General features: G+C 33.1%; 16 protein-coding genes and 3 tRNA genes. 16 read left to right on the top strand and 3 right to left on the bottom strand.

What is annotated here, in order from left to right:
• Positions 1-52: 52 nt before the first annotated feature.
• The gene (gene lysS / locus LUU93_RS19850; RefSeq protein ID WP_232682890.1) at positions 53-1756 is read right to left on the bottom strand and encodes a lysine--tRNA ligase; all 1704 of its coding nucleotides are present in this window, start codon (positions 1754-1756) and stop codon (positions 53-55) included.
• A 344-nt stretch (positions 1757-2100) separates the two neighbouring features.
• Between lysS and LUU93_RS19845 the strand changes: the two genes are divergently transcribed.
• The 3 genes from LUU93_RS19845 (at position 2101) to LUU93_RS19835 (ending at position 4814) form a co-directional block, all read left to right on the top strand.
• Complete coding sequence (locus LUU93_RS19845; protein ID WP_232682889.1) at positions 2101-2856, top strand: hypothetical protein; 756 nt, start codon at positions 2101-2103, stop codon at positions 2854-2856.
• A gap of 5 nt (positions 2857-2861) precedes the next feature.
• Positions 2862-3563: a lipoyl(octanoyl) transferase LipB gene (gene lipB / locus LUU93_RS19840; protein ID WP_232682888.1), complete on the top strand. Its 702-nt coding sequence runs from the start codon at positions 2862-2864 to the stop codon at positions 3561-3563.
• Positions 3564-3959: 396 nt separating this feature from the next.
• Positions 3960-4814: a nuclear transport factor 2 family protein gene (locus tag LUU93_RS19835; RefSeq protein WP_232682887.1), complete on the top strand. Its 855-nt coding sequence runs from the start codon at positions 3960-3962 to the stop codon at positions 4812-4814.
• Between the two features lie 108 nt (positions 4815-4922).
• Here the strand turns inward: LUU93_RS19835 and rnhB are convergent, their stop codons facing one another.
• Complete coding sequence (gene rnhB / locus LUU93_RS19830) at positions 4923-5591, bottom strand: ribonuclease HII (RefSeq protein ID WP_232682886.1); 669 nt, start codon at positions 5589-5591, stop codon at positions 4923-4925.
• A gap of 171 nt (positions 5592-5762) precedes the next feature.
• On the opposite strand from rnhB, the gene LUU93_RS19825 reads away from it, so the two are divergent.
• From LUU93_RS19825 to LUU93_RS19810, 4 genes are all read left to right on the top strand, one after another.
• The gene (locus LUU93_RS19825) at positions 5763-7742 is read left to right on the top strand and encodes a putative porin (RefSeq protein ID WP_232682885.1); all 1980 of its coding nucleotides are present in this window, start codon (positions 5763-5765) and stop codon (positions 7740-7742) included.
• Positions 7743-7793: 51 nt separating this feature from the next.
• Entirely contained in the window at positions 7794-9155 is a 1362-nt protein-coding gene (locus LUU93_RS19820; protein WP_232682884.1) for a pyridoxal-phosphate dependent enzyme, read from the top strand.
• A gap of 152 nt (positions 9156-9307) precedes the next feature.
• On the top strand, positions 9308-10579 hold the full coding sequence (locus tag LUU93_RS19815) for a DUF2851 family protein (RefSeq protein WP_232682883.1): 1272 nt from the start codon (positions 9308-9310) through the stop codon (positions 10577-10579).
• 87 nt (positions 10580-10666) lie between these two features.
• Positions 10667-10894: a PspC family transcriptional regulator gene (locus LUU93_RS19810; RefSeq protein ID WP_007810860.1), complete on the top strand. Its 228-nt coding sequence runs from the start codon at positions 10667-10669 to the stop codon at positions 10892-10894.
• An 80-nt stretch (positions 10895-10974) separates the two neighbouring features.
• Here the strand turns inward: LUU93_RS19810 and LUU93_RS19805 are convergent, their stop codons facing one another.
• On the bottom strand, positions 10975-12426 hold the full coding sequence (locus LUU93_RS19805; protein ID WP_232682881.1) for an amino acid permease: 1452 nt from the start codon (positions 12424-12426) through the stop codon (positions 10975-10977).
• 285 nt (positions 12427-12711) lie between these two features.
• On the opposite strand from LUU93_RS19805, the gene LUU93_RS19800 reads away from it, so the two are divergent.
• The 9 genes from LUU93_RS19800 to tuf all read left to right on the top strand — a co-directional run bounded on the left by LUU93_RS19800 (position 12712) and on the right by tuf (position 18296).
• Positions 12712-13587 (top strand): ComEA family DNA-binding protein, encoded by an 876-nt coding sequence (locus LUU93_RS19800; protein WP_232682880.1) that lies wholly within the window; start codon positions 12712-12714, stop codon positions 13585-13587.
• A 14-nt stretch (positions 13588-13601) separates the two neighbouring features.
• On the top strand, positions 13602-14744 hold the full coding sequence (locus LUU93_RS19795) for an acyl-CoA dehydrogenase family protein (protein WP_232682879.1): 1143 nt from the start codon (positions 13602-13604) through the stop codon (positions 14742-14744).
• Positions 14745-14941: 197 nt separating this feature from the next.
• Positions 14942-15136 carry a 30S ribosomal protein S21 gene (rpsU, locus tag LUU93_RS19790; RefSeq protein WP_012024008.1) on the top strand — a complete coding sequence of 65 codons (195 nt, stop codon included), beginning with the start codon at positions 14942-14944 and terminating at the stop codon, positions 15134-15136.
• A gap of 131 nt (positions 15137-15267) precedes the next feature.
• Positions 15268-16161: a tyrosine-type recombinase/integrase gene (locus tag LUU93_RS19785; RefSeq protein WP_232682878.1), complete on the top strand. Its 894-nt coding sequence runs from the start codon at positions 15268-15270 to the stop codon at positions 16159-16161.
• 34 nt (positions 16162-16195) lie between these two features.
• Positions 16196-16498 (top strand): ribosome hibernation-promoting factor, HPF/YfiA family, encoded by a 303-nt coding sequence (gene hpf / locus LUU93_RS19780; RefSeq protein ID WP_042564006.1) that lies wholly within the window; start codon positions 16196-16198, stop codon positions 16496-16498.
• A 90-nt stretch (positions 16499-16588) separates the two neighbouring features.
• A tRNA-Thr gene (locus LUU93_RS19775) sits at positions 16589-16662 on the top strand.
• A gap of 123 nt (positions 16663-16785) precedes the next feature.
• Positions 16786-16866, top strand: a tRNA-Tyr gene (locus LUU93_RS19770).
• Between the two features lie 115 nt (positions 16867-16981).
• Positions 16982-17053, top strand: a tRNA-Thr gene (locus LUU93_RS19765).
• Positions 17054-17108: 55 nt separating this feature from the next.
• Positions 17109-18296, top strand: coding sequence for an elongation factor Tu (tuf, locus tag LUU93_RS19760; RefSeq protein WP_109192121.1), 1188 nt, complete (start codon positions 17109-17111; stop codon positions 18294-18296).
• Positions 18297-18320 lie beyond the last annotated feature (24 nt).

The raw sequence follows: 18320 nt of genomic DNA, 5'->3' as shown, positions 1-18320 counted from the left end.
CCGATAAGTTATAAACCTATCGGGCTGTATTTGTAATAAAATAAGACAAAAATTACTCCACCAATTCAACAGTTTTGAACTCGCCGTCAACGACAACTTTAGTCAAACCATGTTTAGATAAGTTTTTCATAGACGCATCCCATTTTTTACCGCTTAAGTTAGCTGTAACTTTTAGCTGCGCTAATTCCATTTTATTTTCGTTTCCTTTCAATAAAGTAATGATTACTTTTTCTTCGTCAGACAATTCAATTTGAGCTTGTTTTTTCTCCGGACGCATTTGCGGGAACAATAAAACTTCCTGAATAGAAGCATTATTTGTTAAATACATAATCAAACGATCCATTCCAATTCCCATTCCAGACGTTGGAGGCATACCATATTCAAGAGCTCTTAAGAAATCTTCGTCGATAATTCCGTTTGCTTCATCATCCCCTTTTTCAGATAAACGCATTTGATCTTCAAAACGCTCACGCTGATCAATTGGATCATTTAATTCAGAATACGCATTTGCAATTTCTTTACCGCAAACCATCAATTCAAAACGCTCAGTCAAATCTGGATTGTCACGGTGCTCTTTACAAAGAGGTGACATTTCTTTAGGATAATCTGTAATAAAAGTTGGCTGAATATAATTTCCTTCACATTTAGCTCCAAAAATTTCATCAATCAATTTCCCTTTACCCATTGTTTCGTCAACTTCAATTCCCATTCCTTTTGCAGCAGTAAACAATTCTTCTTCTGTTTTTCCGGAAATATCAAATCCAGTAAAATGTTTGATAGAATCGGTCATTGTAACGCGTGCATAAGGTGCTTTAAAGTTGATTGTATGCTCACCAAAAGTAACTTCGCTTGTACCATTTACAGCAATCGCGCAATGTTCAAGTAAACCTTCTGCAAATTCCATCATCCAGTTGTAGTCTTTGTAAGCTACATATATTTCCATTGCAGTAAATTCAGGATTATGTGTTCTGTCCATACCTTCGTTACGGAAGTTTTTAGAGAACTCATAAACACCTTCAAATCCACCAACAATTAATCTTTTTAAATATAATTCGTTTGCAATACGCATGTAAAGCGGGATATCAAGCGAATTATGGTGTGTGATAAAAGGTCTTGCCGAAGCTCCACCCGGAATTGATTGTAAAACCGGAGTTTCAACTTCAAGATAACCGGCATCATTAAAATAGTTACGCATAGCGCTAAACAACTTTGTACGTTTGATGAAAGTTTCTTTAACGTGCTGATTTACCGTTAAATCTACATAACGCATTCTGTAACGTAACTCAGCATCATTAAATGCATCGTGTACGTTTCCTTCTTCATCAACTTTTGGTAAAGGAAGCGGGCGTAACGTTTTACTCAGGAAAGTAAATCCGTTTACACGGATACATTTTGCACCAACTTGTGTAGTAAACAATTCTCCTTCAATACCAATAAAGTCACCTAAATCAGTTAATTTTTTAAATACCTGGTTGTATAAAGTTTTATCGTCACCTTCACACAAAACATCGCGGTTCACGTACAATTGAATACGTCCTTCACTATCCTGCAATTCAGCAAAACAAGCTTTTCCCTGATCTCTCACGCTCATCAAACGACCCGCAACGATAACCTTTTTACCTTCTTCAAACGACTCCTTTATTTGCTTAGAAGTATGATTTACAGGAAAAAGATTAGCTGGATAAGGATTGATTCCCAGACTGCGTAAGTTTTGAAGTTTTTCTCTTCTGATGATTTCTTGTTCTGATAATGCCATTTTGTGCTCTTTTTTTAAGTGTGCAAAGATAAAGAAAAGAATGTAGATTTTAGAATGCTGATTTTAGATTTTTTGTTATAGCAATTTATTGTATTTCAATCTTTAAAATGGGTGAAAAATGGCGGATTGGTTTATAGACCACAGATTTTACTGATGGTACGGATTGACCACGGATTTCTTTTTACAGAGAGAAACTTTGTAAAAGTTAAAGCTAAACAATAATCTGCGTTCAATCCGTACCATTAGTGAAATCCGTGAGCCAATTTTCGCATAAACGATTAAACATATCAACAGTTAACCAATTAAAAATAGAGTTCGTATATTTGATAAAAAATTGTACTACGATGAAATTATACAAATTACTTAGTTTTTCTTTTTTAATAGCGACATTAACAAGCTGTACTTTTACTGAAAATATTTACATCAACGATAACGGAAGCGGAAAATTCTCTGTAGATATGGATGGTTCTGCTTTGATGGAAATGGCGGGCGACCAAATTGGAAGCCAGATGGGAGCCGATGCTAAAAAAGACATTGATTCTACTTTTACTTTCAAACAATTATTTGCAGATAAAAAAGACAGCATCGCAAAAATGTCTCCGGAAGCTCAGCAAGAAATTAAAAAACTCGAAAATTTTGTAGTTAATACCAAAATGAGTGCTGAAAAAAAACAGTTTTTAATGACTTTTTCAACCGATTTTAAAAACGTAAACGAACTTCAGGATATTTTACAAACCGCAAGTACACTTCAAAAATTAGAAGGAGGGGCAGCTCCGCCAAACCCAATGGGAAGCGGTTTTGGAAACAATAACAGCAAATTAAACTATACTTATGACGGAAAGAAATTTGCCCGAAAAGCGATAATCGATCAGCAGAAACTGGCCGAAGTAAAAAAAGATTCAGCAGCAGATATGTCTAAAATGATGTTTGCTTCATCAAATTATATTATCAAATATCACTTTCCGAAGAAAATAAAAAAAGTATCAAACCCGAATGCTTTATTCAGCGACGATCGAAAATCAATTACAATTCAATACACTTTCACGGATTATATGGAGAATCCTGACAAACTTAACTTTGAAGTCGAGTTTGAAAAATAATTAAAATGAATACAAAAATTCAACTTCAAGATCTTGGAAACCGGGATTATAAATCGACTTGGGAATATCAGGAAGAACTTTTTAAGGATATTGTCGACTTAAAAATCAAAAACAGAAGAGAAGAACTTGACTTGCCAACACCAAATTATTTGTTGTTTGTTGAGCATCCGCATGTTTACACTTTAGGCAAAAGCGGCGATCTGGAAAACTTATTATTAAACGAAAAACAGCTTAAAGCTAAAGGAGCAGCTTTTTATAAAATCAATCGCGGCGGTGATATTACATATCACGGGCCGGGACAAATTGTAGGTTATCCAATTCTGGATTTAGAAAATTTCTTCACCGATATTCATAAATATTTACGGTTTCTTGAAGAAGCGATGATTCTGACTTTGGCAGAATATGGTTTAGAGTCGGGCAGGAGTGAAGGTGAAACCGGAGTCTGGCTGGGGGTCGGAACTCCGTTTGCACGCAAAATATGCGCAATGGGTGTTCGCGCTTCACGCTGGGTTACCATGCATGGATTTGCTCTTAACGTAAATGTCGATTTAGGCTATTTTGATAATATTATTCCATGTGGAATTCGCGGAAAAGGCGTTACATCATTAAACGCTGAGCTTGGCGTAGAAAAAGTTGACGAAGAAGAAGTAAAGTCTAAAATAATCAAACATTTAACCAATTTATTTGAAGCTGAATTTATTAATTAAGCTTCTGAAATATATAGTATGAAAAATGCTGAAGAAAATAACAATTATAGAATTGCGGTTCCTTCAGCATTTGAAACTGTTTTTTAGCACTTCTATTTCGCCAAAAATAAAACAGCATTTTTATTTTGATAAGGCTGACTGAGCTTCGGCAGAAAGTGTTTCAGAATGGGAAAATCAACTTAAAAATACTTTTAAACTGATTGATGTAGTTTCTGTTTTTCAATAGAAATTTATTTTAAAAAAGAATTATTGCATAAAATCTAAAAATGTCCAGCTAAGGACCAAGATTTTAAATTGACAGCAAATTACAGGAATATCGTGGTTTTCTAATGTTTTTATGGTAAATTTGGTTTTATACTTTAAGATAAGCTTTAACCAAATATAATCTAACGACCTATGAGAAAAATCTACTTTGTATGTTTCCTATTTATGCTTAATGGTCTTTTTGCTCAAAAGAAAGATAAATTAAATCCAATTGCGGTTTATGAAAAAGCTTGGCAGGAGAAAAATAGTGATGCAAGATTAAAACTGATTAAAACAATCTGGCTGGACGATAGTACTTTTGAAGACCCTTCGGCTTCTATAAAAGGACAGGCTGCTTTAAATAATGTTATAAATGAGTTTTATAAAAAGTTTCCTGATGCCGTATTAACATCGGGGGCAAAAGTTGTAAAAGACAATTATGTAACCTGGGACTGGAAAATTATTGATTCAAAGAAAAAAGAGCCTATAATGGGAGGTCGTGATTTTGCCAGATTAAACGGTAAAGGTCAGGTAAGTAAGATTATCGGTTTTTGGAATACAGATGTTACTTTGTCTGAGGCTGAAGTTTTGCAAAATATTGAGGCCGATAATTTTAAGGTTGTCGCGCAATATTATGAATGTCTTTTTAAAACCAGAGATTTTATTAAAATGGCAGCGTTAATAGAAGATGGTGCAATTTACAGTCAGGCAGAAGGACTGCCTTATGGCGGAACGTATGCTGGGTTTAATGAATGGACGAAGATGTATGCAAAATCTAATGAGTTTTTTGACTTGGAAATAGAAAAAGAACCGGTTTATTTTAGCGATGCGACAAAAAATGGAGTGATTATTTATTTTACAATAAAATGTAAAGCAAAAAAATCCGGTAAAACACTTTCTATGCCCATTTCAGAACATTTTGATCTAAAAAACGGAAAAATTACCGCAATCAGACCATTTTATTTTGATACCAAACAATTTGCAGAATTCTTAAAAAGCAGAAAATAGCATACGGGAAGTTTAATGACCGTATACAATGTTATGTTTCTGTTTTTAAAGTTTTTAGTTAATAAAGAATTTCAATAAAAAAGACTTATCTAATTTGCTAAGTCTTTTTTATTCCTCAAAGAAATTGAGTTCTAATTGATCCGGTAAAAGCCTGAAACTCATTCGGTGGTATTTTGTTGGACCATATTTTCTAATGGCCTCGCGGTGTTCTTTTGTTGGATAACCTTTATTTTTTTTCCAGTTATACATAGGGAATTCTTCGTGAATTTGATCCATATATTCATCCCGATAGGTTTTTGCCAAAACAGAAGCTGCAGCAATACTCAGGAATTTTGCATCGCCTTTTATAATACTTTTATTTGGTATTGATTTTAGTAATGCAATTTCTTCCTTAGAAAATTGCTTTCCAAAAGTGTTTTTTAGGCCAAGTTTTGCATTCAGCGAGCGGTTTCCATCAACAATAATGTATTCAGGAACATGTTTTAATTTTAAAATACATTCCTGCATTCCTTTCATCGAAGCATTCAGGATATTTATTTCATCAATTTCATCTGGAAACAAATGTGTTACAGCAAAACAAACTGCATGTTTTTCGATAATTGGCTTTAAAAAAAACCTCATTTTTTCAGACAATTGTTTACTGTCATTTAAAATTTCGTGCTCAAAATCTTCAGGCAGAATTATGGCTGCAGCAGTTACAGGTCCTGCAAGACAGCCGCGGCCAGCCTCGTCAGTTCCAGTTTCTAAAACAAATCCCGAGAAATTTTTTGCAAGCATTTTTTTGAAATTTTAAAAGGCAAATATCATAAAATTTTATGTAAAAATATTCGTTTTCATACTGTCTGCTAAGGTAATTGTATAAATTGAAGTGTTTTTTTATTTATACATATTTATCTTTTACCTTTGCTCAACAAATTTTGTCGAAATAATTACATATAAAGCCATCAAATGAGAATATTCATTTTTCTATATCTATTAATTGTACCAGCATTATTGTTTTCTCAGGAAAAACCAAAACCAGCTTCTAAAAATAATTTAGATATGAATACGCAATATTCCAGTATAACAGATACTGTTAAAAAGAAGAAGGCAAAAATTGCAACAATAGATCAGTATCAAATTATTACGCTTGAACATGATACTATTTATGCCGATACTTCGCTGACAATAAAAAGTGCTTATAAACAAAATCATCTTAGAAAAGATCTTTTCGGGCTTTTAGAATTTTCGAATATTGGTCAGCCGTTAAATACATTACAATATAGTTTAACGAGTTTTTCACCGTATCCGGAAATTGGTTTTAGTGCCATGCATTCTAATTATATACAGGCAGACGAAGTTAGATATTACTCTGCGGCGACACCTTTTACGGAACTGTTTTTTAATACAACTATTAATAAAGGGCAAAATGTTGATTCGTTTATAACGCTGAATGTTTCTAAAAATCTTAATTTTTCTATTGCATACAAAGGTTTACGTTCAGAAGGAGATTATATAAACCAATTGGTCAGCGCAGGAAATTTTAGATTTACAACAAGTTACGCAACTACCAGCAGAAGGTATGCACTGAATGCACATTATACGTATCAGGATAATTCGAATGAAGAAAACGGAGGGATTACCACTACGGAAGATTTTGAAAGCGACGATCCCGATTTTAAAAACCGTCAGCGTCTGCAGGTTTATTTAACAGATGCGAAGTCATTTTTAAAAGGAAGACGTTTGTTTTTTGATCATGCTTTTAGAATAAATCCTACACATGGAGACAATAATTTATATATAAACCATCAATTAAATTACGAGAATAAATTTTTTGAATACAACCAGCCAACAGTACTTTCTGCGGTTGACGGAATCGAAGATCCTGTAAAACGTTTTGGTGAATCGTATGTGACCAGTAATATAAACGATCAAACACATTTTGAAAGACTTTATAACAAAGTTGGAGCTGCTTATGAAAATTCTCTTTTAGGAAAGTTTAATTTCTTTGTTGATGATTACAGGTCTAATTATCAATACGATAAAATTATTATTTTTAAAGATGGAAGAACTATTCAGGATAATTTATTTCTACAGATTAACAATGTAGGCGGTCAGTATGAATATCAAAAAAATAAATGGAATGGCCGATTCCTGTATACAAGATCTATTACAAATCAATCTCTTTCTGATCTTGATGCAAAACTGCGTTATACTTTAAGCAAGAAGATTCAGTTTGATTTTAGATACAGAAACATTAATAAACTGCCAAACAACAATTATAACTTGTACCAAAGCAGTTATGTATCCTACAACTGGTCGAATGATTTTAAAAATGAAAAAATCAATTCGTTAGGGGCCAATATTTATACACCTTGGTTAAATGCCGAAGTTAACTATACTGTTTTAAAAGATCATTTGTATTTTGAAGATGTATCTGATGATGAAGAGGATGCAGTTAGAACCCAAATTATAAGCCCGGCCCAATACGGAAATGCAATTAATTATTTAGAAATAAAGGCGAATAAAGAATTTAAATTCGGAAAATTTGCCTTAGACAATACACTTTTATATCAAAAAGTAGATCAATCAGATTTGATTTTAAATGTACCTGATTTTGTAACCAGAAATACATTCTACTATTCAAATCATTATTTCAAAAAAGCATTATATGCTCAGGCAGGAATTGTATTTAATTACTTTACTAAATATTATGCTAACGATTATAACCCGGTAATTGGGGAGTTTTTTGTGCAGGATAAAAAAGAAATTGGAAATTATGCCACTTTTGATGTTTTCTTAAATGCAAGGATTCGTCAAACTCGTTTTTATCTTAAAGGAGAACATTTAAATGCTTTATTTTCCAGCAGTAATTATTACTCTGCACCTAATAATCCGTATCGTGATTTTGTTATCAGATTTGGTTTAGTTTGGAATTTCTTCCAATAAAAAACTGAGCGTAGCTTTACCTAAAAAACCAAATATTAAATTTAAATAAAAATGGACTTTTCAAATAATATTTTAGAAACAATTGGTAATACGCCATTGGTAAAACTCAACAAAATTGTTGCTGAAATTGATGCGTTAGTACTAGCAAAAGTCGAAACTTTTAATCCTGGAAATTCTGTAAAAGACAGAATGGCTGTAAAAATGATTGAAGATGCCGAAGCTGACGGCCGACTTAAACCAGGCGGAACTATTATTGAAGGAACTTCTGGAAATACCGGAATGGGACTTGCTCTTGTTGCAATTATAAAGGGTTACAAACTGATTTGTGTAATCTCAGACAAACAATCTAAAGAAAAAATGGATATCCTGCGTGCTGTTGGCGCAAAAGTAGTTGTTTGTCCTACAGATGTTGAACCAACTGATCCTCGTTCGTATTATTCAGTTTCAAAGCGTCTGGCAGAAGAAACACCAAATTCCTGGTATGTAAATCAATACGATAATTTGTCAAACTCATTGGCACATTACGAGCAGACCGGACCGGAAATCTGGAAACAAACTGATGGTAAAATTACACATTTTGTTGTAGGAGTTGGAACGGGCGGAACAATTTCCGGAGTTGGAAAATACTTAAAAGAGAAAAACCCAAACATTAAAATTTGGGGAATTGATACTTATGGTTCTGTTTTTAAAAAATACCACGAAACCGGAATTTTTGATGAAAACGAAATCTATTCTTATATAACAGAAGGAATTGGAGAAGATATTTTACCAAAAAATGTTGACTTTTCTCTAATTGATGGTTTTACAAAAGTAACCGATAAGGATGCTGCAGTTTATACAAGAAAAATTGCACTCGAAGAAGGAATTTTTGTTGGAAATTCTGCCGGAGCTTGTATTAAAGGTTTACTGCAGTTAAAAGAGCATTTTAAACCGGATGATGTTGTTGTGGTATTATTTCACGATTCTGGAAGCCGTTATGTTGGAAAAATGTTTAATGATGACTGGATGCGCGAACGTGGATTTTTAGAAGAAAACGTTACGAAGGCTGAAGATGTTATTAAAGATCATATTGATAAAGAATTGATCGTTGTTCGTACAGAAGAATTAGTTTCGCATGCTATCGAACGTATGCGTAAATATAAGATTTCGCAGATTCCGGTTGTTGATATCAACGGATTTGTTGGTTCTGTGGATGAAACTGATTTGTTTAGAAGCTATGTTGCCGATAAAAACGTAGCCGAAAAACCAATAAAAGAAGTAATGGGAAAACCTTTTCCAATTGTAAAATTAGGAACTCCAATCGAAGAAGTTTCGAAATTATTTACAAAAGAAAATGATGCCGTTTTAGTTGATTTAGGAAACGGGAATCACCATATTATTACTAAATATGATATTATTGGCTCAATAAAATAAAATACGCCTTTATATAAAATTTATCCATAAATCTGATTGTTTTGCAATTAGGTTTATGGATTTTTTCTTCTTGAAATTAGATAATATATTTTTTTTGTAAGAATAATATTAAATTTAGTACTTTTAGCTTTTGTAATAATATAAAATCTAAAATGAAAGAAGACTTTCTTCATTATCTCTGGAGATTCAAAAAGTTTGATACTTTGAATCTTAAAACTACTCAAAATGAACCAATCACGATTATTAAAACCGGCGATTATTTAGAACTTTCGGGGCCGGATTTTTTTAATGCTCATATTAAAATCGGCGATCAAAAATGGGCCGGGAATGTAGAGATACACATAAAATCTTCAGATTGGTATCTGCACAACCATGAAAAAGATGCCGCTTACGAAAATGTAATTCTTCATGTAGTTTGGGAAAACGATACTGCAATTTTTAGAGAAAATAATACTGAAATTCCAGTTCTGGTCCTTAAAGATTATGTAGAAAAAGAAGTTTTAGGTAATTACAATGCGCTGCTTTCTCCTAAAACCTGGATTTCGTGCGAAAAACAAATAAATGAAATCGATGATTTTGTTTTTAAAAACTGGCAGGAAAGATTGTTTTTTGAGCGATTAGAGCGCAAGTCGAGATTTGTTTATAAATTGCTTGAAGAAACAAATCAGGATTGGGAAGCAGTTTTATTTTGCCTTTTGGCGAAGAATTTTGGTTTAAACACTAATGGTTCAGCTTTTCTTCAAATGTCAAAATCAATTCCTTTTTCAATTATAAGAAAAGAAAGCTTTGAAGCAGAAAATCTGGAATCATTGCTTTTGGGAACTTTAAATTTACTGGATGGAGAAAAAGAAGATGTTTATTTTAAAGATTTAAGGTTTAGGTATTTTTATCTGCTGCATAAATATCAGTTAGAAAAATCATTTATAGATCCCGTTCAGTTTTTTAAACACAGGCCAGATAATTTTCCAACAATCAGGCTTTCTCAGCTGGCTAATTTGTATCATAAACATCAAAACTTGTTTTCGAAAATAATTGCTTTAAAATCAGCTAAAAGTGTGTATGAACTGCTAAATGTTTCTGTAAGCCCATATTGGCAGAATCATTATCAATTTGATAAAGAAAGCCCGAAGAAAACGAAAACATTATCCAAATCGTTTCTTGATTTAGTTATTATAAATACTATAATTCCAATTCAGTTTGCTTATTCTGCCATAATGGGAGAATCTGTTTCTGAAGATTTAATAGAGTTTATGAATGAAGTTGCACCAGAAAAAAATGCCATTATCGACAAGTTTACTTCTTTCGGAATAAAATCTAAAAATGCATTTGAAACCCAAACATTACTGGAACTTAAAAATGAATATTGCAGCCACAAAGCTTGTTTAAAATGCGCATTAGGATTAGAGCTGCTTAAAAATAATTAAGCAATTAGAAAATGTATTAATGAGATAATTTGTACTTTTGTCATCCTGAGCGAAGTCGAAGGATAAAGCCTAAAATCTAAAATCAAGATGTCAGCTATTTTAAAACTAAAATTCTTTTTCGAAAAATACGGTTTTCATGTATCGTCAAGGCTTGCAGATAAACTGGGAATGCGTGTAACAAGTGTAAGATTGTTTTTTATTTACATTTCGTTTGTAACAGCTGGTTTAGGTTTTGGAGTCTATCTTACATTGGCCTTCTGGATTCGCCTTAAAGATTTAATCCGGGCAAAAAGAACTTCTGTTTTCGATTTATAGTTCAAAATTTAAGCATAAAAAAGGATCATAAAGTAATTATAACTTCATGATCCTTTTTTATTTATTTTGTGTTCAGAAAATTATTTTTCCGGATTGTTTAATTTACTGTTTTTCTTACCGTACACAAAATAGATAAGAATACCTAAAGCCATCCAGACAACAAGTCTAGCCCAGCTTTCGTTTGGTAACGAATACATTAAAGCTAAACAAATTACAACTCCTGCAATTGGAACAAATGGAACCAAAGGAGTTCTGAAAGCTCTTGGAGCATCTGGCATTTTTTTACGCATTACCATAACACCAATACAAACTAACACAAAGGCTAATAAGGTTCCAATACTTACCATATGTCCTAAGTCGCTTACAGGAACAAACCCGGCAAACAAACTAACAAATACTAAGAAGAAAAGATTAGTTTTCCAAGGTGTACGGAATTTTGCATGAATTTCACTGAAGAAAGGAGGTAATAAACCATCTTTACTCATTGTATAGAAAACACGGCTTTGTCCCATAAGCATAACCAGCATTACAGAAGTATAACCGGCTAAAATTGCAATAATTAAACCAGTTTGTAAAAAATCATATCCCGTTACGGCAAAAGCAGTTGCAGCAGGTTTTGCATCTCCTGCAAATTTATAATAAGGTACAAGTCCTGTCATAACGTGAGAGAACAATACATATAAAAGCGTACAGATAATTAATGAACCTAAAATACCAATAGGCATTCCTTTTTGTGGATTTTTAGCTTCTTGAGCAGCAGTAGAAACAGCATCAAAACCAATAAAAGCAAAAAATACAGTTCCAGCCCCAGCTGCAATACCTGACCATCCAAACTCTCCAAATACCCCTGTGTTTTTAGGAATGTAAGGAATGTAGTTGGTTGGATCAATAAATTTCCATCCTAATACAATAAAAATGATAACAACGGCAACTTTTACAACAACTAATAAGTTATTTATTGTTGCTGATTCTTTTGTTCCTTTAATTAATAATAAAGAAAGTAATGAAACGATAAATATAGCTGGCAGATTTATAATTCCACCTTCAATAACAGTTCCGTTACTAAGTGTTAGTGTTTCCCAAGGAGAACAAATTAAGTCAGGAGGAAGATGAATATTAAATTTAGCAAGCAGTTCAAGTAAATAACGGGACCAGCTTACACCTACTGTAGCGGCGCCTAATGCATATTCTAAAACTAAATCCCAACCAATAATCCATGCCATAAATTCTCCCATAGTGGCATATGAATAAGTGTAGGCGCTGCCGGCAACCGGAATCATCGAAGCAAATTCAGCATAACAAAGGCCTGCAAATGCACATCCTACTGCTGCTAAGATAAAAGAAATTGTAACGGCTGGACCCGCATGATCGGCGGCTGCAATTCCTGTTAGCGAAAATAGTCCCGCTCCAATAATTGCTCCTACTCCAAGTGCAACAAGCGAACGTGAAGATAAGGTTCTTTTTAATCCTTTTTCAGATTCGGATGCTTCACCAAGCAGGACCGAAAGAGGTTTAGTTTTCCAAATTGACATATTATAATATTGGTTTATTGTTATTAAGCTCCAAATGTATCGTTTTTTGTAAAAAATAAAAACAATAATCATATTTTAAGTTATAAAATATTTAATTTTTTGATTTTTCCTGTTATCAATGTTCTGCTAAAGCTGTGTTTATTTAATCTCTATTATATCGATTAAGTTAGGTATATCAATTTAGAAAATAATATTTTTAGTATTTTTCTTAATAAATAAAAATATTATCCCGTATTTTATGCCTTTTATAATATCAATACATTTATAACAACCACAAATTTCAAGATGTTCAAGCAATTTTTTAAATTTACTAGTCAGCAAAGAATTGGTATTTTTTTACTTTTTATAATTATTATCGCATTGCAGTTAATTTATTTCTTTGCCGATTTCGATCAGTCTGAAGAAACTTTTTCTGAAGAAGATAAATGGCTGTCCCTGCAAAAAGAAATTGATGCAGCGAAAGAGATAAAATATAATGAGAAACATAAGGTATATACTTTTAATCCTAATTTCATTTCTGATTATAAAGGATACAAACTCGGAATGTCTGTTGAAGAAATAGACCGTTTATTAGCATTCCGAAAAGAAGATAAATATGTAAATTCAGCCGAAGAGTTTCAAAAAGTAACTCAAATCTCAGATTCATTATTAAAGGTAATGTCTCCATTGTTTAAATTCCCGGATTGGACACAAAAGAAAAACGACTTTAAGACGGAGAAAAAAGAATATGTTCAAAAAACATTTTCTAAAAAAGAAAACGTAATAATCAAAGACATAAATGAAGCCAGTCAGGAAGATTTAATTGCAATATATGGTATTGGAGAAGCATTGTCTTCAAGAATATTAAAACAGAAAGAAACTTTAGGCGGTTTTGTTTCTATGGAACAGCTCGAAGAAGTTTGGGGACTTTCGCCAGAAGTTATAACACAGCTAAATAGCCATTTTAAGGTTGTTATACCAGCAGGTTTTAAGAAGATTGCCATAAACGACGCGACATTAAAAGAATTAGCACAATTTCCGTACTTTAAATATTTTCTTGCAAAACAAATTGTCACATATAGAAGTATGAATGGAAATTTCAATAATATTGAGGATTTGTCAAAAATTAAAGGTTTTCCTGTTGAAAAAGCAAAAATAATTAGTTTATATTTGGAGTTCTAAAAAATTAGTAAATAATGAATTTTGATTATAACGAAATGCAGTCTATGATTGCCCAATCTATAAAAGACTTTGCAGAAAAGAATATAAAACCCTATATAATGGAGTGGGATGAAGCCCAGATTTTTCCAGTTGATTTATTTAAAAAACTTGGAGAAATGGGATTTATGGGGGTTTTAGTGCCCGAAGAATATGGAGGGTCCGGATTAGGTTATCACGAATATGTTACAGTTGTTGAGGAGATTTCGAAAGTAGATCCTTCAATTGGTTTATCAGTAGCAGCACATAATTCGCTTTGTACAAACCATATTTTGACATTTGGAAACGAAGAACAAAAGAAAAAGTATTTACCAAAACTTGCTACTGCAGAATATATTGGCGCCTGGGGCTTAACAGAACATAATACAGGTTCTGATGCAGGAGGAATGAATACAACTGCAGTTAAAGATGGAGATTTCTGGGTTATTAATGGGGCTAAAAACTTTATAACGCATGCTATTTCTGGAGATGTAGCGGTTGTAATTGTAAGAACGGGAGAAAAAGGAGATTCTAAAGGAATGACTGCTTTTGTTTTAGAAAAAGGAATGGCAGGATTTTCTTCTGGTAAAAAAGAAAATAAATTAGGAATGCGTGCAAGTGAAACTGCCGAGTTGGTTTTTGATAATTGCCGGGTTCCAGATGCAAACAGATTGGGAGAAGTTGGGCAGGGATTTGTTCAGGCAATGAAAATTTTAGACGGAGGCCGAATTTCAATTGGAGCCTTATCATTAGGAATTGCAAAAGGGGCTTATGAAGCGGCATTAAAATATTCAAAAGAAAGATATCAGTTTGGTCAGCCAATCAGTAGTTTTCAGGGAATTTCATTTAAACTGGCCGATATGGCAACAGAAATCGAAGCCTCTGAATTGTTACTGCACAAAGCTGCATATTTAAAACAGCAGCACAAACCCGTTACGACTTCTGGTGCAATGGCAAAAATGTATGCTTCAGAAGCTTGTGTGAAAATTGCAAATGAAGCAGTACAGATTCACGGAGGTTATGGTTACACAAAAGATTTTCCGGTAGAGAAATTCTATAGAGATTCTAAATTATGTACTATTGGAGAAGGAACAACTGAAATTCAAAAATTAGTTATCTCGAGAAATTTGTTGAAAGAATAAAGAATAAAGAATAAAGAATAAAGAATAAAGAATAAAGAATAAAGAATAAAGAATAAAGAATAAAGAATATTATATCTATTATCTTGCTTCTTTGATTCTTGTCTCTTTTTTCCAAAAAAAATAATTCATAATTTATAACTAATAATTAATAATTAATTTTTACATTTGCAGCCTTAACGAGAGGAGGTGTCTATATTATGTTAATTATACCAATTAAAGACGGAGAAAATATCGATAGAGCATTAAAGCGCTATAAAAGAAAATTTGATAAAACAGGAACTGTTCGTCAATTAAGAGCGCGTACTGCTTTTATTAAGCCTTCTGTTGTAAAAAGAGCTCAAATTCAAAAAGCTGCTTACATTCAAACTTTGAAAGATAGTTTAGAAAGTTAGTATTTCGCTTTTCAAAAATAATTACCGTTAGTCATCAAAAAGTTTTAACTTTGATGCTAACGGTTTTTTTATTTTAAAAATCTTCTTGTGGTTTATATATAATAGGTATAAATCAGAAAAAAAACTTTCTTATGAAATCAAATAAAGAAGCTTTTCGTGATTATTTACAGCTGGAAAAAAAATATTCTCCACATACAGTTAATGCTTATTTGAACGATATAAGTTTTTTTGAAGAATTTAATAAATCTCGTTTTGAGCAGGAAAATGTTGAGAAGGTTAATTATAGTCAGATAAGAAGCTGGATAGTTTCTTTAGTCGATCAGGAAATTTCTAATGTTTCTGTAAACCGAAAAATGGCTTCCTTAAAAGCCTTTTATAAATTTCTTTTAAAGATTAAGCAGATAGATATAAATCCAATGCTTAAACATAAAGCGCTTAAAACGCCTAAAATTGTCCAGATTCCGTTTTCAGAAAAAGAAATAAATGATTTAATGCTTGGGGTAGATTCTCCTTCTGGGTTTGAAGAAATAAGAGATAAGCTTATTGTTGATCTTTTTTATACAACGGGGATGCGTCGGGCAGAATTAATAGGTTTGATGGTAAAGAATGTTGATTTATCTTCAAATCTTATTAAGGTATTAGGAAAAAGAAATAAAGAGCGAATTATTCCGCTTCTGCCTATTGTTGCAGACCAGATTGATTTGTATTTAAAAGAAAGACTGGGGGTTGGGGAAATTGTGGATTTGGATTATTTTTTTATTTCGAAAAAAGGGTTAAAATTGAGTGAATCGTTTGTGTATCGATTAATAAATTGTTACTTTAGTAGGGTCTCTGAAAAGGTAAAAAAAAGTCCTCACGTGCTTCGGCATACTTTTGCGACTCACTTATTAAATAACGGAGCAGATTTAAATTCAGTTAAGGAGTTATTAGGGCATTCGAGTCTGGCATCTACGCAAGTTTATACTCATAATAGTTTAGCAGAGCTTAAAAAAGTTTATTCAGATGCTCATCCGAGAAATAAATAATAATTCTGAAATGTTTAACCCTAAAATTATTATTATGAAGGTAGATGTTCATGCAGTTAACTTTACTGTCGACAGAAAATTGGTGGATTTTATTCAAGAAAGAATGGATAAACTTGAAAAGTATTACGACCGAGTAGTTTCGGCTGATGTTTTTTTAAAAGTTGAAAGAACAAGTGATAAGGAGAATAAGGCGGTAGAGATTAAGATTAATGTTCCGGGAGATGAATTTTTGGTTAAAAAGCAATGTAAAACCTTTGAGGAAGCAGTTGAACTTTCGGCAGAATCTTTAGAACGTTTACTGGTAAAAAGGAAAGAAAAAATCAGAGCACATATTTAATTGAAATTTTTTTAAAAAAATGTTTTGATTCAAAGATAAAATAGCTACATTTGCAGTCCGTTAGAAATAGCGGACTTTTTTAATGTATTCGCCGATGTAGCTCAGCTGGCTAGAGCAGCTGATTTGTAATCAGCAGGTCGTGGGTTCGAGTCCCTCTATCGGCTCAAAAATATTTCAAATGCAATTTGAAATAGGTTCTTTTAAAATATTGAAAAACAGAAATTTACGACAAAAAAAACAGTTTTAAGATTGATCTAAAGCGGTAAATTTGAAATTGTAAATTATTAGGGGAGATACTCAAGCGGCCAACGAGGGCAGACTGTAAATCTGCTGTGTGAACTTCGCAGGTTCGAATCCTGCTCTCCCCACGATTTTGATTTCAGATTAATGATTTCGGAATTTAGGTTTAAGAGAAAATGAACTCGATTCATTTTTTTTGTTTTAATCTAAAATCAATAATCTAAAATCTAAAATTGAAACTCTGCCGGTGTAGCTCAGGGGTAGAGTGCTTCCTTGGTAAGGAAGAGGTCTCGGGTTCAAATCCCGACATTGGCTCAAGTAAGTAGGAAATTGAAAATTAATATATAACTAAGATTAAAAATTAAGTAAAATGGCAAAGGAGAATTTTAATCGTTCCAAACCGCACTTAAACATAGGTACAATTGGACACGTGGATCACGGAAAAACTACATTAACTGCTGCAATTACAAAAGTATTGTCAGATGCTGGTTACTGTCAAGCAAAATCGTTTGATCAAATCGATAACGCTCCAGAGGAGAAAGAAAGAGGTATTACTATTAATACATCACACGTAGAGTATGAAACTGCTAACCGTCACTACGCTCACGTTGACTGTCCTGGTCACGCGGATTACGTAAAGAACATGGTTACTGGTGCTGCTCAAATGGACGGAGCTATCTTAGTAGTTGCTGCTACAGATGGTCCAATGCCGCAAACTCGTGAGCACATCCTTTTAGGACGTCAGGTTGGTATTCCAAGAATCGTTGTTTTCATGAACAAAGTGGATATGGTTGATGATGCTGAGTTATTAGAGCTTGTTGAAATGGAAATTAGAGATTTATTATCTTTCTACGAATATGATGGAGATAATGGTCCTGTAGTTCAAGGTTCTGCTTTAGGAGGATTAAACAATGATCCAAACTGGGTACCTAAAATTATCGAATTAATGGAAGCTGTTGATAACTGGATCGAAGAGCCAGTACGTGACGTAGCTAAACCATTCTTGATGCCAGTTGAGGACGTATTTACAATTACAGGTCGTGGAACTGTTGCTACAGGTCGTATCGAAACTGGAGTTGCTAACACTGGAGATCCTGTTGAGATCATCGGTATGGGAGCTGAAAAATTAACTTCTACTATTACAGGAGTTGAGATGTTCCGTAAAATCCTTGACAGAGGTGAAGCTGGAGATAACGTAGGTTTATTGTTAAGAGGTATTGATAAAGCTGATATCAAAAGAGGTATGGTTATTATTAAGCCAGGTTCAGTAAAACCACACGCTAAATTCAAAGCTGAGGTTTATATCTTGAAAAAAGAAGAAGGTGGACGTCACACTCCATTCCACAATAACTACCGTCCACAGTTCTACGTACGTACAACTGACGTAACAGGAGTTATTACTTTACCAGCAGGTGTAGAGATGGTAATGCCAGGTGATAACTTAACTATTGAAGTTGCTTTATTAAGCCCGATCGCTATGAACGTAGGTTTACGTTTTGCTATCCGTGAGGGTGGTAGAACAGTAGGTGCTGGACAGGTTACTGAAATCGTAGAGTAATTCTATTATAATACAAAAAAAAGC

It is taken from the genome of Flavobacterium soyae (genome assembly GCF_021245985.1).
Taxonomy (GTDB): Bacteria; Bacteroidota; Bacteroidia; order Flavobacteriales; family Flavobacteriaceae; genus Flavobacterium; species Flavobacterium soyae.
This window is presented reverse-complemented; position numbering and strand designations above follow the sequence as displayed.